This is a genomic window from Bradyrhizobium diversitatis (assembly GCF_016031635.1).
In the GTDB taxonomy this organism is placed as follows: Bacteria; Pseudomonadota; Alphaproteobacteria; order Rhizobiales; family Xanthobacteraceae; genus Bradyrhizobium; species Bradyrhizobium diversitatis.
Window position 1 is genome coordinate 141578 of sequence record NZ_JACEGD010000012.1, and the last position, 20147, is coordinate 161724.

At 66.2% G+C, this 20147-nt stretch carries 23 protein-coding genes; 15 read left to right on the forward strand and 8 right to left on the reverse strand.

The annotated features are described in order from the left end of the window. Nucleotides 1-16 precede the first annotated feature (16 nt). Nucleotides 17-1210 (reverse strand): alpha-D-ribose 1-methylphosphonate 5-triphosphate diphosphatase, encoded by a 1194-nt coding sequence (locus H1B27_RS14730; protein WP_311976946.1) that lies wholly within the window; start codon nt 1208-1210, stop codon nt 17-19. Beyond that, nucleotides 1207-1878 (reverse strand): LbetaH domain-containing protein, encoded by a 672-nt coding sequence (locus H1B27_RS14735; RefSeq protein WP_197966544.1) that lies wholly within the window; start codon nt 1876-1878, stop codon nt 1207-1209. The genes H1B27_RS14730 and H1B27_RS14735 overlap by 4 nt, the downstream gene beginning before the upstream one ends. A gap of 173 nt (nt 1879-2051) precedes the next feature. Between H1B27_RS14735 and phnC the strand changes: the two genes are divergently transcribed. The 4 genes from phnC (at nt 2052) to phnE (H1B27_RS14755) (ending at nt 5665) form a co-directional block, all read left to right on the forward strand. Then, nucleotides 2052-2861 (forward strand): phosphonate ABC transporter ATP-binding protein, encoded by an 810-nt coding sequence (gene phnC, locus H1B27_RS14740; protein WP_061881190.1) that lies wholly within the window; start codon nt 2052-2054, stop codon nt 2859-2861. A 66-nt stretch (nt 2862-2927) separates the two neighbouring features. After that, complete coding sequence (phnD, locus tag H1B27_RS14745) at nt 2928-3863, forward strand: phosphonate ABC transporter substrate-binding protein (protein ID WP_197966545.1); 936 nt, start codon at nt 2928-2930, stop codon at nt 3861-3863. Between the two features lie 72 nt (nt 3864-3935). Next, entirely contained in the window at nt 3936-4820 is an 885-nt protein-coding gene (gene phnE, locus H1B27_RS14750; protein WP_197966546.1) for a phosphonate ABC transporter, permease protein PhnE, read from the forward strand. 29 nt (nt 4821-4849) lie between these two features. Then, nucleotides 4850-5665 carry a phosphonate ABC transporter, permease protein PhnE gene (gene phnE, locus H1B27_RS14755; protein ID WP_210343354.1) on the forward strand — a complete coding sequence of 272 codons (816 nt, stop codon included), beginning with the start codon at nt 4850-4852 and terminating at the stop codon, nt 5663-5665. A gap of 177 nt (nt 5666-5842) precedes the next feature. Here the strand turns inward: phnE (H1B27_RS14755) and phnF are convergent, their stop codons facing one another. After that, on the reverse strand, nt 5843-6571 hold the full coding sequence (gene phnF / locus H1B27_RS14760) for a phosphonate metabolism transcriptional regulator PhnF (RefSeq protein WP_197966548.1): 729 nt from the start codon (nt 6569-6571) through the stop codon (nt 5843-5845). Nucleotides 6572-6740: 169 nt separating this feature from the next. On the opposite strand from phnF, the gene phnG reads away from it, so the two are divergent. From phnG to H1B27_RS14805, 9 genes are read left to right on the forward strand one after another with little or no spacing between them, the layout of a single operon-like run. Beyond that, nucleotides 6741-7154 carry a phosphonate C-P lyase system protein PhnG gene (phnG, locus tag H1B27_RS14765; protein WP_210343343.1) on the forward strand — a complete coding sequence of 138 codons (414 nt, stop codon included), beginning with the start codon at nt 6741-6743 and terminating at the stop codon, nt 7152-7154. Between the two features lie 4 nt (nt 7155-7158). Next, nucleotides 7159-7767, forward strand: a complete 609-nt coding sequence (phnH, locus tag H1B27_RS14770; RefSeq protein WP_197966550.1) for a phosphonate C-P lyase system protein PhnH — start codon at nt 7159-7161, stop codon at nt 7765-7767. Between the two features lie 3 nt (nt 7768-7770). Continuing rightward, nucleotides 7771-8874 carry a carbon-phosphorus lyase complex subunit gene (locus H1B27_RS14775; protein WP_061881184.1) on the forward strand — a complete coding sequence of 368 codons (1104 nt, stop codon included), beginning with the start codon at nt 7771-7773 and terminating at the stop codon, nt 8872-8874. After that, nucleotides 8871-9761 (forward strand): alpha-D-ribose 1-methylphosphonate 5-phosphate C-P-lyase PhnJ, encoded by an 891-nt coding sequence (locus H1B27_RS14780; RefSeq protein ID WP_197966551.1) that lies wholly within the window; start codon nt 8871-8873, stop codon nt 9759-9761. Before H1B27_RS14775 ends, H1B27_RS14780 begins: the two co-directional genes overlap by 4 nt. Next, nucleotides 9754-10566 (forward strand): phosphonate C-P lyase system protein PhnK, encoded by an 813-nt coding sequence (gene phnK / locus H1B27_RS14785; RefSeq protein WP_061881182.1) that lies wholly within the window; start codon nt 9754-9756, stop codon nt 10564-10566. The genes H1B27_RS14780 and phnK overlap by 8 nt, the downstream gene beginning before the upstream one ends. Before the next feature lie 8 nt (nt 10567-10574). Further along, a complete protein-coding gene (phnL, locus tag H1B27_RS14790; RefSeq protein ID WP_061881251.1) occupies nt 10575-11273 on the forward strand; it encodes a phosphonate C-P lyase system protein PhnL in 699 nt (232 codons plus the stop codon). 11 nt (nt 11274-11284) lie between these two features. Then, nucleotides 11285-12442, forward strand: coding sequence for an alpha-D-ribose 1-methylphosphonate 5-triphosphate diphosphatase (locus H1B27_RS14795; RefSeq protein WP_061881181.1), 1158 nt, complete (start codon nt 11285-11287; stop codon nt 12440-12442). After that, nucleotides 12439-13035, forward strand: coding sequence for a phosphonate metabolism protein/1,5-bisphosphokinase (PRPP-forming) PhnN (gene phnN / locus H1B27_RS14800; RefSeq protein WP_197966552.1), 597 nt, complete (start codon nt 12439-12441; stop codon nt 13033-13035). The genes H1B27_RS14795 and phnN overlap by 4 nt, the downstream gene beginning before the upstream one ends. A 27-nt stretch (nt 13036-13062) precedes the next feature. Next, nucleotides 13063-13674 carry a pyridoxamine 5'-phosphate oxidase family protein gene (locus H1B27_RS14805; RefSeq protein WP_061881179.1) on the forward strand — a complete coding sequence of 204 codons (612 nt, stop codon included), beginning with the start codon at nt 13063-13065 and terminating at the stop codon, nt 13672-13674. Nucleotides 13675-13863: 189 nt separating this feature from the next. Here the strand turns inward: H1B27_RS14805 and H1B27_RS14810 are convergent, their stop codons facing one another. The 5 genes from H1B27_RS14810 to H1B27_RS14830 all read right to left on the reverse strand — a co-directional run bounded on the left by H1B27_RS14810 (nt 13864) and on the right by H1B27_RS14830 (nt 18379). Further along, the gene (locus tag H1B27_RS14810) at nt 13864-14595 is read right to left on the reverse strand and encodes an SDR family NAD(P)-dependent oxidoreductase (protein WP_061881178.1); all 732 of its coding nucleotides are present in this window, start codon (nt 14593-14595) and stop codon (nt 13864-13866) included. A gap of 81 nt (nt 14596-14676) precedes the next feature. Next, the gene (locus H1B27_RS14815; RefSeq protein WP_061881177.1) at nt 14677-15180 is read right to left on the reverse strand and encodes a DUF6496 domain-containing protein; all 504 of its coding nucleotides are present in this window, start codon (nt 15178-15180) and stop codon (nt 14677-14679) included. Nucleotides 15181-15248: 68 nt separating this feature from the next. Beyond that, the gene (locus H1B27_RS14820) at nt 15249-16031 is read right to left on the reverse strand and encodes an alpha/beta fold hydrolase (protein ID WP_061881176.1); all 783 of its coding nucleotides are present in this window, start codon (nt 16029-16031) and stop codon (nt 15249-15251) included. 4 nt (nt 16032-16035) lie between these two features. Continuing rightward, nucleotides 16036-17331, reverse strand: coding sequence for an O-acetylhomoserine aminocarboxypropyltransferase (locus H1B27_RS14825; protein ID WP_197966553.1), 1296 nt, complete (start codon nt 17329-17331; stop codon nt 16036-16038). 247 nt (nt 17332-17578) lie between these two features. Beyond that, nucleotides 17579-18379, reverse strand: coding sequence for an IclR family transcriptional regulator (locus H1B27_RS14830; RefSeq protein ID WP_061881174.1), 801 nt, complete (start codon nt 18377-18379; stop codon nt 17579-17581). 128 nt (nt 18380-18507) lie between these two features. Between H1B27_RS14830 and H1B27_RS14835 the strand changes: the two genes are divergently transcribed. Both H1B27_RS14835 and H1B27_RS14840 read left to right on the forward strand, forming a co-directional pair. Further along, complete coding sequence (locus H1B27_RS14835; protein WP_061881173.1) at nt 18508-19473, forward strand: Bug family tripartite tricarboxylate transporter substrate binding protein; 966 nt, start codon at nt 18508-18510, stop codon at nt 19471-19473. 3 nt (nt 19474-19476) lie between these two features. Beyond that, nucleotides 19477-20094: a flavin reductase family protein gene (locus tag H1B27_RS14840; protein ID WP_061881172.1), complete on the forward strand. Its 618-nt coding sequence runs from the start codon at nt 19477-19479 to the stop codon at nt 20092-20094. The last annotated feature ends 53 nt before the right edge of the window (nt 20095-20147 follow it).

The following is a 20147-nucleotide window of genomic DNA, read 5'->3' on the forward strand; positions in this document are numbered from 1 at the left end:
CCTCAGCATAGCCAATTTAAGCCGCGACGACAGCCTCGCGCGGCGCCGCTACGGCAGTGAGCAGCCTTGTCGCGTCGGTGAGGTGCACGAGCTTGCCGCCCGAGATCACTGCGATCAGCCGCGGCCGCAGCTTCACGCTGTCGTCGACGAGGAGAATGTCGGCGCGGCGTCCTTCCGCGAGCATGCCGCGATCGGCAAGGCCGGTCGCGCGCGCCGGGCCGGCGGAGACCAGATCCCAGGCCTGTGCCAGCGGCACCACGCCATCGGCGGCGAGGCGGAACGCGGCGAGCAGCTGTGCGGGATAATAATAGTCCGACGCCAGCACCGAGCAGAGCCCCTTGGCGATCATGTCGGAGGCCCTGGTCCAGCCGGTGTGACTGCCGCCGCGCACGACGTTCGGCGCGCCGTAGACGATGGCATCGCCGTGGCTCGCTGCCGCCCGCGCCGTCTCCTCGTTGATCGGAAACTCCGCGATGTCAGCGCCGAGTTCGCGAAACTCCCGGCGCATCGCCGGCGTTGCGTCATCGTGGGAGAGCATCCGCACGCCGGCCGCGCGCGCAGAAGCGGCGAGGCGCGACATCGAAGCGGGGACCTCGTCGGCGCGAGAAACCACGTGCTCGACCAGCCGGTCGAATTCCTCAGCTGAAAGTCCGGTGCGCTCCACCATGCGGTTGCGCTTGCGCGGCTTGGCCATGTCGGCGACGGTGCCGTCCATGTGGTCGTTGAAGGCGAACAGGTCGACGCGGCCCTCGGCGAGCCACTGGGCGATCTCGGCCTCGGCGTCGAGATTGTAGGTCTCGTGCCGCAGATGGAAGCGGGTGTCGGCGGCGAATTGCGGGCGCTGCCGCTCGATCGCCTCCATCAGGCCGCGCGCATTGTCGGCGCTGCGCAGGCCCGGTTCCCAGGAACAGGTCGTGGCGTGAAAGACGGTGGTGATGCCGTTGCCGATCGCCTGGCGGTCGCTGTCGGCGAGCGCGACGTCGATCGGAAAATCGACGCCGGCGCGCGGCATCATCTGCCGTTCGAAGGCATCGCCATGCAGATCGACGATGCCGGGCAGCACCAGCAGGTCGCGGGCATCGATCGCCAGCCGCGCACGACCGCGAGAAGCATCGACCCGCGCAATGTCCGTTCCGGACACGAGAAGTGAGGTTTCGACGAACTCGGCGCCGGTCAGGGCCCGGCCGCCTTCGAGGAATATGTCTGTCACGCGATCGCGCTTCGTCTGCTGGCAGGAGGATTGGTGAGAGAGCTCGCCCGTGCTTCGTATGTCGAAAGAAAATCTTCAATCCCGAGCTTGCGGAAATCGGGCAGCGCCGCGCGCAATTTGTCGTGATCCCAGTCCCACCAGGCGAGCTTCGCAAGGCGCCCGGCGATCTCCTCCGAGAACCGCCGCCGCACGATCCGGGCCGGATTGCCGGCGACGATGGTGTAGGCCGGCACGTCCTTGGTGACGATGGCGCCGGCGGCGATCACCGCGCCGGTGCCGATGTTGCGACCCGGCAGCACGATCGCGCCATGGCCGATCCAGACGTCGTGGCCGATATGGATATGATGCTGGCGCCGCCAGTCGAAGAACTCGGCATCGTCGCTTTCACCCTCGAAATAGGCGCTGGAGCGGTAGGTGAAGTGCGCCTGCGTCGCGCGGTGCATCGGATGGTTGCCGGGATTGATGCGCGTCATCGCCGCGATCGAGTAGAACTTTCCGATGGTGGTGTAGGTGATCTGCGAATCGTTGACGACATAGGAGTAATCGCCCATCGCCACTTCATGCAGGATCGTGCGCGCGCCAACCTCGGTATAGGCGCCGAGCCTGGTCTCATGCAGTTTGGCCGAGGGGTCGATGGTCGGCTGAACCGAGAGAGCTTTGGCGGCCATGTTGCATCCGAGCTGCGAGGGCGGGCGTTTCTCTTCGAGCGGCTTGATGACGATGTCATGACGCCGAGATGACAGGGGATGAAGCGCGCAGGATCGCTGCGCTGCAACGGCCGTGTCACACAAGTGTTAAGCATGGACGTTAGCGATTGGCTCCAGCTACTCTGGAGTCCCGCATGCTGGTGGTCGATGGTCTGACGTGTCGCTTCGGCGCGAAAGCCGCGGTGGACGACGCTTCGTTTGAGGTTTCCCCCGGCGGCTTCGTCGGTGTAATCGGGCGATCCGGCGCCGGCAAGTCGACATTGTTGCGGACGATCAACCGCCTTGCGGCACCGTCGCAGGGCCGCATCCTATTCGACGGCCTCGACGTCACCGCGTTGCGCGGCAAGGAGCTGCGGCAGTGGCGGGCCCGTTCGGCCATGATTTTCCAGCAGTTCAACCTGGTCGGCCGGCTCGACGTGCTCACCAATGTGCTGATGGGACGCCTCGCGACGATGCCGGCCTGGCGCTCGCTGCTGCAGGCCTGGCCCGAGCAGGACAAGGCGCTGGCGATGTCCGCACTGGAACAGTTCGACATCGCCTCGCTCGCCGCCCAGCGCGCCGATCAGCTCTCGGGCGGCCAGCAGCAGCGCGTGGCGATCGCCCGCGCATTGGTGCAGCAGCCCGATATTATTCTGGCCGACGAGCCGATCGCCTCGCTCGACCCGCGCAACACCAAGATCGTGATGGATGCGCTGCTGCGCATCAACAAGCATTTCGGCATCACCGTGCTCTGCAACCTGCATTCGCTCGATCTCGCCCGCAGCTATTGCGACCGCCTGATCGGCATGGCCGCTGGCCGCGTGGTGTTTGATGGCGCGCCGTCGGCACTGACCGACCAGGTCGCGCGCGAGCTCTACGATCTCGAGGCCAACGAGGCCATGGGCGGCATGCCTGTGCCGGCGTCCGCCGGCGTCCCGGCGCTCGGAACGGCCGCTGCGGCCTGAGCCGCGGCGCATCCTTTGAGTTGCAAGTTCTTGCGTCAACCGACCCCAACCGATGAAGAGGGTATCATGTTCACTCGCAGACTAGTCCTTGCCGGCGCCGCTGCGCTCGCGTTCACGGCCTCCGCCTCCGCGAGCGATTGGAAGGCCAAATATCCCGAGCTGACCTTCGCGGTCGTGCCGGCCGAGAACGCCTCGGGCGTCACCGAGCGCTGGACCCCGTTCGTGGAATACCTTTCGAAGCAGCTCGGCGTGAAGGTCACGCTGCGCATCGCCAACGACTACGCCGCTGTGATCGAGGGTCAGCGCGCCGGCAATATCCACATCGCGAGCTACGGCTCGGCCTCGTTCGCCCGCGCCCGCCTGACCGGCGTCAAGACCGACGCCTTCGCCAACGACATCAACGCCGACGGCTCGACCGGCTACTACTCGGTGTTCTTCGTCAAGGCGAGCAGTGCCTACAAGAAGATCGACGACCTCAAGGGCAAGAACCTCGGCCTCGTCGATCCGAATTCGACCTCCGGCAACAACGTGCCGCGCTTCGAGCTCGACAAGTTGGGCATTCACGATGCCGACACCTATTTCAGCAAGGTCGTCTTCACCGGCAGCCACGAGAACGCGATGCTGGCCCTTTCGCAGGGCACCGTCGACGTCGCGGCCAACCAGTGGACCAGCGACAATGATTCCACGCTGGCGCAGATGCTGACCAAGGGCATGCTGAAGAACGCCGACGGCTCGGCGATGAAGAAGGACGATTTCCGTATCATCCACAAATCGGCGCCGATCATCAACGGCCCCTATGCTTACAATTCCGACCTGCCGGAAGACGCCAAGGCCGCCATTGCGAAGGCGTTCTTCGACGCACCGGCCAAGGACAAGGCCGCCTTCGACCGTCTCTCCGACGGCCAGAAGAAGGGTTTTCATCCCGCAACCACCAAGGACTGGGATGGCACGATCGAGCTGATCAAGTTCGTCGATGCGTTGCGTAAAAAGAAGGCGTCCTGAGTTTTTGGGACGATGCACCTGAGCCGGGTCCCAAGGACCCGGCTCTTTCTTTGACCGGACCTGTTTCGACAGATGACGACAGCGGTTTCGATCCTCCCCGAGCAGCAGCTCGCCGTGCTCAATGCCGCCTATCGCCAGGCGGTTGCGCGCAGGCGGCTCCGCCTGTTGTTGGGCGCCGTCATCTTCGCCGCCGCGCTCGTTCTCGCCGCAATCGGCGCGGAAGTGAATTTGCGCACGCTGTTCACCTATTTCGGCAACTTCCTCAGCTATTTCGACCGCATCCTCACGCTCGACAACGGCCAGCGGGTCTGGACCGATGTCGGCGAGTGGCTCTGGGGCTGGCGCAAATGGCTGAAGATGCTGGGCGAGACGCTACTAATCTCCTATGTCGGCACGCTGATCGGCGCGACTCTCGCCTTCTGCCTGAATTTCTTCGCGGCTGAAAACACCTCGCCTGCGCCCTGGCTGCGCTTCGTCGTGCGGCGGCTGCTCGAGTTCGCCCGCACCGTGCCCGGGATCGTGTTCGCACTGGTCTTCGTCATCGCTTTCGGGCTCGGTCCGATGGCGGGCGTGCTGGCGATCGCGATCCACTCCACCGGCGCGCTCGGAAAGCTGTTCTCGGAGATCGTCGAGAACGCCGACATGAAGCCGGTCGAGGGCATCCGCTCGACCGGCGCGAGCTGGCTGTCCTGCATGCGCTTTGCCGTGGTGCCGCAGGTGACCGCGGGCTATGCCAGCTACGCGCTGCTGCGTTTCGAGATCAACGTCCGCGAGGCCTCCGTGATGGGCTTCGTCGGCGCCGGTGGCATCGGCCAGGAGCTCGTCGTCGCCATCCGCAAATTCTACTACTCCGACGTCAGCGCGATCCTGCTCACCATCGTCGTCACGGTCTTCATCATCGACATCGCCACCGGCTGGCTGCGCGGCCACCTGTTCGGCAAGGAGGCGCGGACGTGACGAAGCCGCAGGAGGTCGATGCCGCGCAGATGCGTGCGCGCTATCCCGAAGTGTTCGAGCGGCCGGCCTCGGCGCGGCTCGCGACGCCCGCCATGATCGTCGCGGCGTTCGCCATCTTCACTTACGGGCTCGTCGATCTCGACTTCTCGCCGTCGCGCTTCTTCGCCGGCCTGAGCCAGCTCGGCTGGATCAGCCTGATGATGATCCCGCCCGATCCCGGCTCGTCGCTGCCCATTTATCTGAAGGCGCTCGGCGAGACGCTGTCGATCGCGTTGCTCGGCACCACGCTGGGGGCGCTATTTGCGCTGCCGGTGAGCCTGCTGGCGGCCCGCAACATCGTGCCGTCGAGCATTCTGCGCTTTCCCGTCCGCCGGTTCCTGGATTCGATCCGCGGCGTCGATACGCTGATCTGGGCGCTGGTGTGGATCAACGTGGTCGGGCTCGGCCCGTTCGCCGGCGTGCTCGCCATCGCGGTGTCGGATTTCGGCGCCTTCGGAAAATTGTTCTCGGAGGCGTTCGAGGGCGCCGACCGGAAGCAGGTCGAGGGCATCCGCGCCTCCGGCGGCAGTGCCCTGCACGAGATCCGCTTCGGCCTGATGCCGCAGGTGCTGCCCGTCATCGCCGGCCAGGTGCTCTATTACATCGAATCCAACACGCGCTCGGCCACTATCATCGGCATCGTCGGCGCCGGCGGCATCGGCCTCCAGCTTGCCGAGCAGATCCGCGTGCTGGAATGGCAGAAGGTCTCGTTCCTGATCCTGATGATCCTGGTTGCGGTGGCCGCGATCGATTTCATCTCGGGCAAGCTGCGCTTTGCGATCATTGGCAGGCGGGCTGTGGCCTAATCGTCGGTGCCGCCACGAACTCCACTTCCCTTCTCCCCTTGCGGGAGAAGGTGGCGCGAAGCGCCGGATGAGGGGTATGTCTCAGCAAACTCAGATGAGCATTTGCGGAGACAGACCCCTCACCCGTCTCGCCGCTACGCGGCGAGCCACCCTCTCCCACAAAGGGAGAGGGAAGAGCTACGACTCCACCAGAAATTCCACCCGTTCCGCCGCGAAGCGCGAGTGTTTCGTCAGCAGCGGCTTGCCCGCGAGATCGTGGTCGGTGGCATCGACCACCAGGATCGGCCGGCCCAGCGCCAGATCGAGCCGTGAGGCATCGGTCGCATCGACGATGCCGGCCGTGATCCGGGTCGCACCGCGGCGATAGTCGCGCACGCCGTAATGCGCGAGAAGCTTCGTCATCGAGTGCGTCGCCGCGAACACGGCGCCGGCGTCCGGAAACCGCTCCGCCGACAGCCAGGTGGTGGACACGCAGATCGGCGTGCGGTCGGCGAGGCGGATCGCCTCGATCCGCATCAAAGGCGCGCCGGTCTTCAGTCCCAGCTCCCGCGCGAGCTCGCGCGTCGCGACATCGTCGGTCGCATCGATCAGCCGCCCATGCGGTTCGCGGCCGCCCGCACCGACGATCTCGGAAAAGCGCGTGCGCGAGCGCAAGGGATAGGCGAGCTTCTGCGCCTCGACATAGGTTCCGCTGCCGCGCTCGGCCCGCACCAGGCCGCGCTCGGCGAGGGCTGCCAGTGCGCGCCGCACGGTGTGGCGGTTGACGCGGTAGGTTTCGGCGATCTCCATCTCGCCAGGCAGCTTGTCGCCGGCCGCAAAGCGGCCGTCGGCGATGCCGCGCTCGATGCCGTCGGCAACGAGGCGCCATAGCGCGACGCCCGAGGAGGCTGTGTCCTGCATGCTCATGTCGCGGGAAACCTACCCCAGAAATCACATCATTGTCACGAAACAGTCATGGCGTATCCGTATGAAGTTGTCTACTATCATAGACAACTTCGATGCGGCAATTCTATAGAAAAGTTCGGTGGACCAGGTGACGCAGCACAACAATCAGCAAGCCCAGCGCAGGGCCGCGATGGCGGTGCTGGCGCAAGCGGAGGCGGGCGAGATCGCCGCTCGCCTCCGCAACTTGGCCCTTCCGGCCCATCAGGATCTGCGTGCGCCCGAAAGCGGCCTCGTCATGCTGCGCGGCCGGGTCGGCGGCGACGGCGCGCCGTTCAATCTCGGCGAGGCCACGGTGTCGCGTGCCGCGGTTCGGCTTGCGAGCGGCGAGGTCGGATTCGGCTACACGCTCGGCCGTGACGGTGACAAGGCGCGGCTGATCGCGTTGTGCGATGCGCTGGTCCAGTCCCGTGATCACGGCGGCGCGGTGGAGCGGGGTGTCATCGCGCCCTTGCGAGAGCAGCTTATGATTCGGCGCAAGCAGGCGGCGGTCGAGACCGCCGCGACGAAGGTTGATTTCTACACCATGGTGCGCGGTGAGGGCTGAGATCATGACCACGATTGCGGAACTGCCGCCGGGTTTTGTCGACAAGGTGCTGTCGGCGCAATCGACCTTTCGCTCCGTCATGGACGCCATGGCGCGGCCGGGCTCGGTCCAGCGCATCGTGCCGATGGCGGGGGCGCCTGATACGATGATGCGCGGCACCGCCGCGATCGCGCTCACGCTGTTCGACCACGACACGCCGCTCTGGCTCGATGCGCGGATGGTGGAGAGCTCCGACCTGGTGAAGTGGCTGAAATTTCATACCGGCGCGCCGGTGGTGCAGGATTGCTCGATCGCGAGCTTCGCGCTGATCAGCGACGGCACGGCGCTTCCGCCGCTCGACCGGTTCGCGCTCGGGACGAGCGAATACCCGGATCGTTCGACCACGGTGATCATTCAGGTCGACAGCCTGGCCTCCGGGCGCGGCTTCGAGCTGCGCGGCCCCGGCATCGACGGTGTCGCGACGCTGCAGGCGTCGATCAAGCCTTTCGACCTGTTCGAACGCCTTCGGATCAACGAGGCGCTGTTTCCGCGCGGCATCGACGTGGTGCTGGTCGCCGATGACGCCGTGGTTGCGATCCCGCGCACCACGCGCGTCGTGAGCAAAGGAAGCTGAAGCATGTATGTCGCAGTCAAGGGCGGCGAACGCGCCATCGAGAACGCCCATCGCCTGCTCGCGCACAAGCGGCGCGGCGACCAGAGCGTTCCGGAGGTCACACTCGACCAGATCTCCGAGCAGCTCGGCCTCGCCGTCGACCGCGTCATGAGCGAAGGCTCGCTCTACGATCGCGAGCTCGCGGCGCTGGCGATCAAGCAGGCGCGCGGCGACCTGATCGAGGCGATTTTCCTGGTCCGCGCTTTCCGCGCCACGCTGCCGCGCTTCGGCGCCAGCGAGCCGGTCGACACCGGCGCCATGCGGGTGCAGCGGCGCGTGTCCTCGACCTTCAAGGACATTCCCGGCGGTCAGATCCTCGGGCCGACCTTCGACTATACCCATCGCCTGCTCGACCCTTCGCTCGCCGAAGGCTTCGTTCCCGACGCCCCGGCGACGGCTGAAGCGTCCACCGCCCCAACGCCGCGCGTGACCGACATTCTCGGTCGCGACGGATTGATCGAACCCTCGCCCCGGGCCGATGACGGCGCGCCGGTCGGCGATCTCACCCGCGAGCCGCTGAACTTCCCGGCGGATCGTGACCTGCGCCTGCAAAACCTGGCGCGCGGCGACGAAGGCTTCCTACTGGCGATGGGCTATTCCACCCAGCGCGGCTATGGCCGCAACCATCCCTTCGCGGGCGAGATCCGCTTCGGCGAGGTCGAGGTCGAGTTCATTGCGGAAGACGCCGGCTTCGCCGTGCCGCTCGGTTCGATCGAGCTGACCGAGTGCCAGATGGTCAATCAGTTCAAGGGCTCTGCGACCGAAGCGCCGTGCTTCACCCGGGGCTATGGCCTTGCCTTCGGCCAGAGCGAGCGCAAGACCATGTCGATGGCGCTGGTCGATCGCGCATTGCGGGCGCGCGAACTCGGCGAGGAGGCACTCGCGCCCGCCCAGGACGAGGAGTTCGTGATGTCGCATTCGGACAACGTCCAGGCGACCGGTTTCGTCGAGCACCTGAAGCTGCCGCACTACGTCGACTTCCAGTCCGAGCTCGGCCTGCTCCGAAAACTGCGGCAGGAGTTCGCGGATGCCAATGCGCCTGATGCCATGAAGGAAGCCGCGGAATGAACGCGCCCGCCTACAATTTCGCCTATCTCGACGAGCAGACCAAGCGGATGATCCGCCGCGCGATCCTGAAAGCGATCGCGATCCCCGGCTATCAGGTGCCGTTCGCCAGCCGCGAGATGCCGATGCCCTATGGCTGGGGCACCGGCGGCGTGCAGGTTACCGCCGCGATCCTCGGTCCCCGGGACGTACTCAAGGTGATCGACCAGGGCTCCGACGACACCACCAACGCGATCTCGATCCGAAAGTTCTTCGCCAAGACCGCGGGCGTTGCGACGACGACCGCGACGGCGGAGGCGACGGTGATCCAGACCCGCCACCGCATTCCGGAGACGGCGCTGAGGGAAAACCAGGTGCTGGTCTATCAGGTGCCGATCCCCGAGCCGTTGCGTTTCCTCGAGCCGCGCGAGACCGAGACGCGGCGCATGCATGCGCTCGCCGAGTACGGCCTGATGCATGTGAAGCTCTACGAGGACATCGCCCGCTTCGGCCACATCGCGACGGCCTACGCCTATCCGGTGAAGGTCAACGCGCGCTACGTGATGGATCCGTCGCCGACGCCGAAGTTCGACAACCCGAAGATGGACAATTGTCCGGCGCTGCAATTGTTCGGCGCCGGCCGCGAGAAGCGCATCTACGCGATCCCGCCCTATACGCAGGTGGTGTCGCTCGATTTCGAGGACCATCCGTTCGAGCCTTACCGCTTCAACGCGCCCTGCGCGCTCTGTGGCGCGGAAGACTCCTATCTCGATGAGATCGTCACCGACGACCAGGGCGGGCGGATGTTCGTCTGCTCGGACACCGATTATTGCGAGGGCCGCCAGGCCGCCGGCCATCACGGCAGTCTTAGCGCTGCGCCGTACAGGGAAAAGGCGGGCTCACATGGTTGATCAAGGCTTGGCCAATCGCGATACGCTCGAAAACGACCAGCCGCTGCTGCTGGCGGAGTCCCTGAGCAAGTCCTTCGGCCGCATCGCCGCCTGCCGCGACGTCTCCTTCGCGCTCTATCCCGGCGAGGTGCTGGCGATCGTCGGTGAATCAGGCTCGGGCAAGTCGACGCTTCTGCAGATGCTGTCGGGCCAGCTCGCACCGAGCGCCGGCTATGTGTCCTACCGGATGCGCGACGGCGTCACGCGTGATCTGACCACGCTCGGTGAAGCCGAGCGGCGTTTCCTGTTCCGCACCGATTGGGGTTTCGTGCACCAGGACCCCGCGCAGGGCCTCCGCATGGCGGTCTCGGCCGGTGCCAATGTCGGCGAGCGGCTGATGGCTGTGGGCTGGAATCACTACGGCCGCATCCGCGAGACCGCGTCGGACTGGCTCACCCGCGTCGAGATCGACGTCGCGCGCATCGACGATGCCCCCCGCACCTATTCCGGCGGCATGCGGCAGCGTCTTCAGATCGCCCGCAACCTCGTCACCGAGCCGCGGCTGGTGTTCATGGACGAGCCGACCGGCGGCCTCGACGTGTCGGTGCAGGCGCGCCTGCTCGATCTCGTGCGCAGTCTCGTCGCCGAGCTGCATCTCGCCGTCATCATCGTCACCCACGATCTCGCGGTCGCGCGCCTCCTGTCGCACCGCGTGATGGTGATGAAGGGCGGCCGTGTCATCGAGACCGGCCTCACCGACCAGGTGCTCGACGACCCCCGCGAGCCCTATACCCAACTCCTCGTCTCCTCGATTCTCCCGCCATGAGCCTTTCGATGACCGCCATGATCGACGTTGCCGATGCCCAGAAGACCTTTACGATGCACTTGCAAGGCGGCATCGAGCTGCCGGTGGTGCGCGGCGTGACGTTCCACGTCAATCCCGGCGAGTGTGTCGTGCTGTCGGGACCCTCGGGCGCCGGCAAATCGTCGATCCTGAAGATGATCTTCGGCAACTACCGTTGCGATAGCGGCCGCATCGGCATCCGCCATCGCGGCGCGCTGGTCGATCTCGCCGCCGCCGAGCCGCGGCAGGTCCTCAACATCCGCCGCTCCACGATCGGCTATGTCAGCCAGTTTTTGCGGGCTGTGCCGCGCGTTGCCACCGTCGACGTCGTCGCCGAGCCGCTGATCGTGAACGGCATGGCACGTGCCGACGCACAGGCGCGCGCCGGAGAGCTGCTGCATCGTCTCAACATCCCCGAGCGGCTCTGGCAACTGCCGCCCGCGACATTCTCCGGCGGCGAGCAGCAGCGCGTCAACATCGCGCGCGGCTTCATCTCGGACCTGCCGATCCTGCTGCTGGACGAGCCCACCGCCTCGCTCGATGCCGCCAATCGCGCCGTCGTCGTCGAACTGGTCGCTGAAAAGAAGGGTCAGGGCGTCGCCATGGTCGCTATTGTCCATGACGACGAAATCCGTCATCTGATTGCGGACCGCATCGTCGATGTCGCCAGCTTCGCTGCCGCGGCCTGAAGGAAGAGGAAATGAACCCCAAGCCGAAGGACGCCGTCATTGCCAACGCCAGGATCGTGCTGGCCGACCGGGTGATCGAACAGGGCTGGCTCGCTCTTGCCGACGGGCGCATCGCCGAGATCGGCGAGGGCAGGGCGCCTGCGGGTGCCGAGGACGCCGGGGGCGACCTGATCATGCCCGGCCTGATCGAGCTCCACACCGACCACCTCGAAGCGCATTACGTGCCGCGGCCGAAGGTGTTCTGGAATCCGGTCGCGGCCGTCATTTCCTATGACGGCCAGCTCGCGACCTCGGGCATCACCACGGTTTTCGATTCGCTCCGGGTCTGGCGCGAGGACGGCGCCGAGGAAGTCGACGGCCGCGCCGGCGTGCTCGCCGCCGCGATCACCACCGCGCGCGAGGCCAGCCTGCTGCGTGCCGACCACTTCCTGCATCTGCGCTGCGAGATCCCGATGCCGAGCGTGGTCGAGGAGGCCAGGGAGCTGATCGACCGCCCCGACGTCAAGCTGATGTCGCTGATGGATCACACGCCCGGCCAGCGCCAGTTCCGCGACGAGGTCAAGCTGCGCGACTATTATCGCGGCAAGGGCGGCGGCAAGACCGATGCCGAGCTCGACGAGCTGTTCGCAAAGCGCTTCGAGTATCAGAAGCAATATGCGGCGAACAACATGCGCGAGATCGTGGCCCTGGCGCATCGATACAAGATCCCGCTGGCGAGCCACGACGACACCACCGAGGAGAACGTCGCGGACGCCGTGCGCGATCGCGTCTCGGTGGCGGAGTTCCCGACCACGCTGGAGGCCGCGCGCGGCCTGCACCAGGCCGGCATCGACATCCTCATGGGAGCGCCCAACGTCGTGCGCGGCGGCTCGCACTCCGGCAACATCGCTGCGGTCGATCTCGCCCGCGAAGGCCTGCTCGATATCCTGTCGTCGGACTACATCCCCTCGAGCCTCCTGATGGGCGCGCTGCAACTGCCGGAGCATGTGCCGGCCATCAGCCTCCCGGCGGCAGTTCGCACCGTGACGAAAGCGCCCGCCGAGGCGGTCGGCCTCACCGACCGCGGCGAGATCGCGACCGGCAAGCGCGCCGACCTCATCCGCGTGCACGTTGCCGGCAGCGTTCCCGTCGTCCGTAGCGTCTGGCGCGAAGGGAACCGTGTCGCATGAGCGAGACCGTGACCACGGCACAGGACGAGGCGGGGACAATCGGCCCCGGGCGACTTGTGCTCGTGGTCGGTCCCAGCGGCGCAGGCAAGGACACCTTGCTGCGGCTGGCGCAAGCGGCCTGCGCCGATGATCCCGACATCATCTTCCCGCGCCGGGTCGTGACGCGGGAGTCCTCGGCCGACGAGGACAACATTGCGGTGAGCCAGGAAGAATTCCGCCGCGTGCGGGAGCACGGCGATTTTGCCGTGCATTGGGAGGCGCACGGGCACTTCTATGCCCTGCCGCTCGAGATCAACGATGACATCCGGGCCGGCCGAGCCGTCGTTGCCAACGTCTCGCGCACGGTGATCGCCGCGCTGCGCCGGGCCTATGTCAACGTCGTGGTGGTCGCGATCACGGCGCCGCCGGACGTACTGGCGCAACGGCTTGCCGCGCGGGCGCGGCACAGCGACGGAAACATCGCCGAGCGGCTGTCGCGCAATATTGGCGACGCGTCGGCGCGGGCCGACGTCACCATCCTCAACGCCGGCAGCGCGGACTATCACGGCCGCCAGCTCGTGCGCGTGATCAGGAATGAAGGCTGGCAGGAATAGCTGCCGATGCGACGAGGAGAGAATGGAATGACGGTGATCGAAACGGTCGAACAGCTGGAAGCCATCTACGGCGCCACCAATGACGCCTCGACCGTGAAAGTCGCCGACCACGTCACGCCGCTCTACCGGATCTTCATCGAGAAGGCGCCGTTTGCCGCGCTTGCCACCATCGGACCCGAAGGCATCGATTGCTCGCCACGCGGCGATCTGTCCGGCTTCGTCCGCATCCATGATCCCAAGACGCTGATGCTGCCGGACCGCCGCGGCAACAACCGGGTCGATTCCCTGCGCAACATCGTGCGCGATCCCCGGGTGTCTCTGATGTTCCTGATTCCCGGCTCCGGCAACGCCGTCCGCGCCAATGGTCGCGCGCATCTCTCGATCGATCCGGAGCTGCTGGCTTCGTTCAAGGTCGAAGGCAAGGCGCCGCGCAGCGTCATGGTGATGAACGTCGATGAAATCTACTTCCAGTGTGCCCGCGCCATCGTGCGTTCCGACCTGTGGAATCCCGACAAGCGCGTCGATCCGAAAACGCTGCCGACGCCCGGCCAGATCCTCGCCGAGATGAGCGAGAACAAGGTCGGCGGCGCGGAGTACGACCGCATCTGGCCCGAACGCGCGGCCGCGACGATGTGGTGATTCTTCTGACCCTCTCCCCTTGTGGGAGAGGGTGGCTCGCCGCGATAGCGGCGAGACGGGTGAGGGGTGTCTCTCCGCAAGCACATCTCTCGCGATTTTACTTTGCGGATAGATACCCCTCATCCGGCGCTTCGCGCCACCTTCTCCCACAAGGGGAGAAGGAAAGAGAGCCCGCGGCGACGGCTACCCCTAGTTAAAAGCCATGCCCCCGCTGAGCGCCACGGTCTGCCCGGTCATGTATGCGTTGTCGACCAGCAGCATCACCGCCTTCGCCACCTCCTCGGCCGTGCCGAAGCGGCCGAGCGGGATGCGGCTGACGAGTTGGCGCTGGCTGCTCATCATGTCGGTCTCGATCAGCGACGGCGCCACTGCGTTGACGGTAACGCCCTCCTTCACCAGCCGCGCGGCATAGCCTCGTGTGAGGCCTTCCATGCCGGCCTTGGACGCATTGTAGTGCGGGCCGATCGAGCCGGCACCGCGCGCCGCGCCCGAGGAGATGTTGACGATCCGGCCCCATTTCCTCGATCGCATCGACGGCAGCACGGCTTGCGTGCACAGGAAGGCGGATTTCAGGTTGACCAGGATGGTGCGGTCGAAATCGTCTTCGGTGAGATCGTCGATGCCGCGCGTGATGGCGATGCCGGCATTGTTGACGAGGATGTCGACCGGCCCGAGCCCGGCCGTCACCCGCTCGACCATTCCGGCCACGGCCTCGCGCTGCGAGACGTCAGCGGCGACGACGATGGCGCGGCCGCCTTGCCTGCCGATCTCGCCAGCCAACTGCTCGGCCTGCCCGATCTGCTCGCGGCAATTGATCGCCACGGCAGCACCTGCTTCGGCCAGCGCGCGACCGACGGCGGCGCCGATTCCGCGCGAGCCGCCAGTCACGAGCGCGGTGCGCCCCTTGAGAGTCTCTGACATGAAAGCTCCGATCGATTCATGAACGGCCGGATCGTCAGGCGGCAGCCGCTGGCATTCAACTCACAAGGTCGCTACAGGACATCAGCTCCTGCGGCGCGCCTTGGTGCGCGCCGCCTTCTTTGCGGCGGCGGAGCGGACCTTGGCGCCCTTGGTGTGGCTCGCTTTCCGCGCGGCGGCCGAACGTGACGCCGCGGTTCGGCGGCTTGCGGCCCGCTTGCCCTGCTTCGACAGCGCACTGCGTGATGCGGTTGAGCGCGGCTCCTTCTTCAGGACGTTCTCGACCGCACGCGAGACGCGCGGGCGGCGCTTGGGCGTGCGTTTGCCCTGGCCGACCTCATAGGCATATTTGGCGCTGCGGCGCGTCGCTTTCTTGGTGCGCCCCTTGCGCGGCGGCGGCAGATCGACACCGGCGCGGCGTGCCTCGGAAAGGCCGATGGCGATGGCCTGTTTCGTCGAGCGCGCCCCGTGCTTGCCCTTCCTGATCCTGTCGATCTCGTCCTTGACGAATTCGCCGGCCTGCGTGCTCGGCGATTTGCCGGCGCGCTTGTCCTGCCTGGCTTTACGAATGGCTTCCTGTCTTGGCATGGTCGAGTTCCCCTTCTTGATTGGGAGGGATGTCTCACCGCAACGCGCAAGGCAGAAGATCGATCCAGTCAGTTCCTCAGCGCCGCCAGCAGCTCGTCCGGACGTTCGGCCATGATCATGTGACCGGCGCCGCGCACCACGACGGTCTTCGCATGCGGGATCGCGGCCGCAAGCGCCTTGCCCGCCTTCGCCGGCGTCATCATGTCCCGCTCGCCGAGAATGAGCGTCGTCGGCACCTTGATGCTCGCCGCGGCGGCAAGCGCATTCGCATAGGCATTGCAGGCCGACAGATCCTTGAACAGCACGCCGGGCTCGCAAGCCTGAAGCACGGCCTGTGCGCCGCCATGCATCCACAGGCCCGGTGCGAGGCTGCCGCCGAGTTCGGCGCTGAAGCCGAGACCCCAGATCGAGACCATGTCGTTTGCATCCTGCGAATTCGCTTCGGCCGCCTTCAAGAGATCCGGGCCGACCGTCATGGTCGCGGCGGTGCCGATCAGGCTCAGCGCGGAGACCTTGTCGGGATGGCGCGCCGCCGTCTCCAGCGAGATCAACGAGCCCATGGAATGGCCTATCAGATGCGCCTTGGTGGCGCCGGCCGCATCCAGCAGCGCCGCCGTCCAATCGGCCATCTCCGCGATGCTGCCGAGTGAAGGCCCGGCGGAGCGGCCGTGGCCGGGCAGGTCGGGCGCCAGCACGGCAAAACCGTGATGAGCGAACCAGCGCGTGTGCAGCGCCCAGGTGGAATGGTCGAAGCCGGCGCCGTGGATGAAGACGACTGCGGGCAGCGACTTGTCGAAGTCGCGGCCGCCGGTTGCCACGAACACTTCAGTGCCGTTGACGGAAAGCTTCATGGCGTCAGACCTTTTGCGAGATGCGCAGCGCTTGAGCGAGATCGTCGATGATGTCGCTTGCCGTCTCGATGCCGACCGACAGCCGCACCAGTTCCTCGCCAATGCCGGCGTCCCTAAGCTGCTCGGCATCCATCTGCTGATGCGTGGTCGAGGCCGGGTGGATCACCAGCGTCTTGGCGTCGCCGACATTGGCGAGATGGCTGATCATGCGCAAGCTTTCGATGAACTTGCGCCCCGCCGGTCGACCGCCCTTGATGCCGAAGGAGACGATCGAGCCGGCGCCGCGCGGCAAGAGCTGCTTGGCGAGCTGATAATCGGGATGGGTCTCCAGCGAGGGGTGCAACACCCAGTCGACGGCCTTGCTGGATTTGAGTGTTTCCAGCACGAGATGCGTATTCTGCATGTGGCGGTCCATGCGCACGGGAAGCGTCTCCACGCCTTGCAGCAGCTGGAACGCGTTGGTCGGCGACAGGCAGGCGCCGAAATCGCGCAGGCCCTCGGTGCGCGCGCGCATGATGAAGGCCGCCGTGCCGAACTGCTCGTCGAAGACGATGCCGTGATAGCCGCCATAGGGCTCGGTCAACACGCCGAACTTGGAGGACGCCCGCCAGTCGAAGCGGCCGCCGTCGACGATGGCGCCGCCGATCGCGATGCCATGGCCGCCGATCCATTTGGTCGCCGAATGCATGACGATGTCGGCGCCGAGCTCGATGGGGCGGCTGAGATAGGGCGTGGCAAAGGTGTTGTCGATCAGCAGCGGGATCTTGGCGTCATGCGCGATCGCCGCGACCTTGGGGATGTCGAGCACCTCGAGCCCGGGATTGCCGATGGTCTCGCCGATCACGAGCTTGGTGTTCGGCTTGATCGCGGCGCGGAACGCGTCGAGATCGCGCGGCTTGACGAAAGTGGTGGTGATGCCGAAGCGCGGCAGCGTATGCGCCAAGAGGTTGATGGTGCCGCCATAGAGCGAGCTCGACGCCACGATGTGGTCGCCGGCATTGAGCAGCGTCGCGACCGCCAGATGCAGCGCGGCCATGCCGCTGGCGGTGCAGATGGCGCCGACGCCGCCCTCCAGGGCCGCAAGCCGCTCCTCGAGCACGCCCGTGGTCGGATTGGAGATGCGCGTATAGATGTGGCCGGCGCGCTCCAGGTTGAACAGCGCCACGGCGTGATCGGAATCCTGAAACACGTAGGACGTGGTCTGGTAGATCGGCACCGCGCGGGCGCCGGTCACGGGATCCGGATGCTGGCCCGCATGCAGGCTCAGGGTCTCGAAAGCAGGCGGTTTTGGCGCGGGCATGCGTGGCCTCGTTGGTCGGTCGGCGATGGCGGCTCTTGTGCCATAAAAACGCGTGCGAAGTCAGCCATTGACAGCGCCGCAGCGGCAGTGCGCCCCCTCGCCCCGTTCTTACGGGGAGAGGGTTGGGGTGAGGGGGCTCTCGCCGCGAAGGCGGCGGCAGTTGGACTCGCGGAGACTCCCCTCACCCGGAATTCAAGCTTCGCTCGAATTCCGGCCTCTCCCCGCAAGCGAGGGGAGGCGAAGCCAGCTAGCTCCCGATCGCCTGCTCGATCATCCGCGCCTCCCGCAGCAGGATCTCCGCGACCTCCTGCTCGCGCCTTGGCCCGAGCCTCGTGCGAACGGCGGAGACGGTCATCGCTGCAGCCGGTTGCCCGTCCGGCGTCTTGATCCAGGTCGAGATCGATTTCGTCCCCTGCACCAGGCCGATCTCTCTCATGCCGTATCCGAGCCGCCTGGCGGCGGTGACCTCGCCGAGCACGGTCGCGACGTCGGTCCGGTAGGCCTCGAACCGCTTCTCGTTCGCCGCGATGATCTTTCGCGCGTCCGGCGCCGGCATTGCGGCAAGGATGGCGACGCCCGCGCTGGAGACGCCGAGCGGCCGGCGCGCGCCGACCTCGATCGACAGCACCTGGATCGGATAGACGCCGATCCGGCGATCGACGCAGAGCGTGTCGTTGCCGGTGCGCACCGTCAGGAACAGCGTGTCGCCGATCTCGGCAGACGCGCGCTGCAGCGACGGATTGGCGACGATCAGCAGCCGCGAGGGCCGCGGCCGTGCGAGCGCCAGCTCAGGCACCTGGTTGCCGATGGCGTAGCGGCCGCTCTTGCCATGCCGCTCGACGATGCCTTCCTCGATCAGCACGTGAACGATGCGATGCACGGTCGGACGGGTGAGGCCGGTGGCGCGGACCACCTCGGCCAATGGCACACCGTCTTCGCGGCCTGCGGCAAGGATGCGCAGCACCGCGAGCGCGCGCCGGATCGCCTGCGCGCCCTGTCGCGGTTCCATGGCGCCGCGGGCGGATTTCGTCGAACGCCTCTTGTCCATAATATGGACAAGAACGCCACAATTCCCTCGACAGGGCAAGCGCGCATCTGGAGATTGCGGCCCAATCGGAATGCCATGCGAGACGTCAGGCATTCGAACTGAGTTCGTAGCGCTGCCGGGAGGTTAACATGAGATTAATCTGGATTGCCATAGCTGCCGTCACTGCGATGCTGGCAGGGCCGGCGTCGGGCCAGCAATGGCCGGCGCGCAACGTCAAGCTGATCGTGCCTTATCCCGCCGGCGGCAATGTCGACAGCGCCGCACGCATCATCGCCGACAAGCTGCAGGAAAAGCTCGGCCAGCCCTTCATCATCGAGAACAAGGCCGGCGCCGGCGGCATGATCGCGGGCGAGGCCTTCGCGAAGTCGGCGCCCGATGGCTACACGCTGTTCGTCGGCGCCAACGGCCCGGTGCTGTTCGCGACCGAGATCAACAAGCGCGACGCCTACAACTGGAAGAAGGACTTCCTGCCGATCTCGACGATCTCGATGACGCCGTTGGTGCTCGAGGTGCATCCGTCGGTGCAGGCGACGAATCTCAAGGAGTTCATCGATCTTGCCAAGCGCGAGCCCGGCAAGCTGACCATGGCCTCGCCCGGCCCTGGCACCACCAACCACCTGCTCAGCGAGCTGATGCAGTCGAACCTCGGCGTGCAATGGGTCACCGCGCACTATCGCGGCAATGCGCCGGCGATCAATGATCTGCTCGGCGGCCAGGTGCAGTTCGCGTTCGACCAGCTCACGGTCAGCCTCCAGCACATCAAGGCCGGCCTGTTCCGCGCGCTCGCGGTCACCAGCCCGCATCGGCTGAAGTCGCTGCCCGACGTGCCGACTTTCGCCGAACTCGGCTACAAGGATTTCGACGGCCAGACCTTTACCGGCCTGTTCGCGCCCGCCGGCACGCCGGCGCCGATCGTGGACAAGCTGCACGAGACGCTGGTCGCGATCCTGAAGGATCCCGCCGTGGTCGACAAGTTCGAGAAGCTTGGCGGCGAAGCCACGCCGATGACTCCGGACGAGTTCAAGGCCTATCTCGAACGCGAGGACGCCAAGTGGATTCCGGTCGTGCGTAAGGCCAACATCAGGGCGGATTGATCGATGCGGATCGATCCCGCCGAGCTTGGCGCCGAGCGCATCTACCGGCTGATGACCGGCATCGTGGTGCCGCGCCCGATCGCCTGGGTGACGAGCCTGTCCAGCAAGGGCGTGCTCAACCTCGCCCCATTCAGCGCCTTCACCTTCGTCTCGCAGAAGCCGCCGATGCTCGCCATCAGCGTTGGCCGCAAGGGCGCCGATTACAAGGACACCGCGCACAACATCCTCGACACCGAGGAATACGTCATCCACATCGCCGATACGCCGCTGATGAATGCGGTGCACGACAGCTCGGTCGAGCATCCACCTGAGATCAGCGAGGTCGAGCATCTCGGACTCGAAACGCTGCCCTGCGATCTCATCAAGGTGCGGCGGCTCGCTGCCGCGCCGGTCGCGATGGAGTGCCGCTTCCGGCAGTGCCTCGAATTCGGCGAGGCCAAGAGCCGGCTGATCGTCGGCGAGGTCGTGATGTTTCATCTGCGCGACGGCCTCGTGAATAACGGCAAGGTCGAGACCGAAGCGCTCGACCCGATCGCGCGGATCGGCGGGCCGCGCTATGCCCGGCTCGGCGAGATCGTGACGCTGAAGACCGTATTCCAGACTCCCAAGTCGAAAGACTGAGTGCGCGGGTCTGTCTCGGGCCCAGCTGCCTCAAGATCATTGGAGGAAATACA

Excerpts from the sequence above, each read along its gene's own strand:
- H1B27_RS14735 (WP_197966544.1), bottom strand. The coding sequence starts at position 1,878 with ATGGCCGCCAAAGCTCTCTCGGTTCAGCCGACCATCGACCCCTCGGCC.
- phnC (WP_061881190.1), top strand. The coding sequence starts at position 2,052 with ATGCTGGTGGTCGATGGTCTGACGTGTCGCTTCGGCGCGAAAGCCGCG.
- phnD (WP_197966545.1), top strand. The coding sequence starts at position 2,928 with ATGTTCACTCGCAGACTAGTCCTTGCCGGCGCCGCTGCGCTCGCGTTC.
- phnE (WP_197966546.1), top strand. The coding sequence starts at position 3,936 with ATGACGACAGCGGTTTCGATCCTCCCCGAGCAGCAGCTCGCCGTGCTC.
- phnE (WP_210343354.1), top strand. The coding sequence starts at position 4,850 with ATGCGTGCGCGCTATCCCGAAGTGTTCGAGCGGCCGGCCTCGGCGCGG.
- phnF (WP_197966548.1), bottom strand. The coding sequence starts at position 6,571 with ATGAGCATGCAGGACACAGCCTCCTCGGGCGTCGCGCTATGGCGCCTC.
- phnG (WP_210343343.1), top strand. The coding sequence starts at position 6,741 with ATGGCGGTGCTGGCGCAAGCGGAGGCGGGCGAGATCGCCGCTCGCCTC.
- phnH (WP_197966550.1), top strand. The coding sequence starts at position 7,159 with ATGACCACGATTGCGGAACTGCCGCCGGGTTTTGTCGACAAGGTGCTG.
- H1B27_RS14775 (WP_061881184.1), top strand. The coding sequence starts at position 7,771 with ATGTATGTCGCAGTCAAGGGCGGCGAACGCGCCATCGAGAACGCCCAT.
- H1B27_RS14780 (WP_197966551.1), top strand. The coding sequence starts at position 8,871 with ATGAACGCGCCCGCCTACAATTTCGCCTATCTCGACGAGCAGACCAAG.
- phnK (WP_061881182.1), top strand. The coding sequence starts at position 9,754 with ATGGTTGATCAAGGCTTGGCCAATCGCGATACGCTCGAAAACGACCAG.
- phnL (WP_061881251.1), top strand. The coding sequence starts at position 10,575 with ATGACCGCCATGATCGACGTTGCCGATGCCCAGAAGACCTTTACGATG.
- H1B27_RS14795 (WP_061881181.1), top strand. The coding sequence starts at position 11,285 with ATGAACCCCAAGCCGAAGGACGCCGTCATTGCCAACGCCAGGATCGTG.
- phnN (WP_197966552.1), top strand. The coding sequence starts at position 12,439 with ATGAGCGAGACCGTGACCACGGCACAGGACGAGGCGGGGACAATCGGC.
- H1B27_RS14805 (WP_061881179.1), top strand. The coding sequence starts at position 13,063 with ATGACGGTGATCGAAACGGTCGAACAGCTGGAAGCCATCTACGGCGCC.
- H1B27_RS14810 (WP_061881178.1), bottom strand. The coding sequence starts at position 14,595 with ATGTCAGAGACTCTCAAGGGGCGCACCGCGCTCGTGACTGGCGGCTCG.
- H1B27_RS14815 (WP_061881177.1), bottom strand. The coding sequence starts at position 15,180 with ATGCCAAGACAGGAAGCCATTCGTAAAGCCAGGCAGGACAAGCGCGCC.
- H1B27_RS14820 (WP_061881176.1), bottom strand. The coding sequence starts at position 16,031 with ATGAAGCTTTCCGTCAACGGCACTGAAGTGTTCGTGGCAACCGGCGGC.
- H1B27_RS14825 (WP_197966553.1), bottom strand. The coding sequence starts at position 17,331 with ATGCCCGCGCCAAAACCGCCTGCTTTCGAGACCCTGAGCCTGCATGCG.
- H1B27_RS14830 (WP_061881174.1), bottom strand. The coding sequence starts at position 18,379 with ATGGACAAGAGGCGTTCGACGAAATCCGCCCGCGGCGCCATGGAACCG.
- H1B27_RS14835 (WP_061881173.1), top strand. The coding sequence starts at position 18,508 with ATGAGATTAATCTGGATTGCCATAGCTGCCGTCACTGCGATGCTGGCA.
- H1B27_RS14840 (WP_061881172.1), top strand. The coding sequence starts at position 19,477 with ATGCGGATCGATCCCGCCGAGCTTGGCGCCGAGCGCATCTACCGGCTG.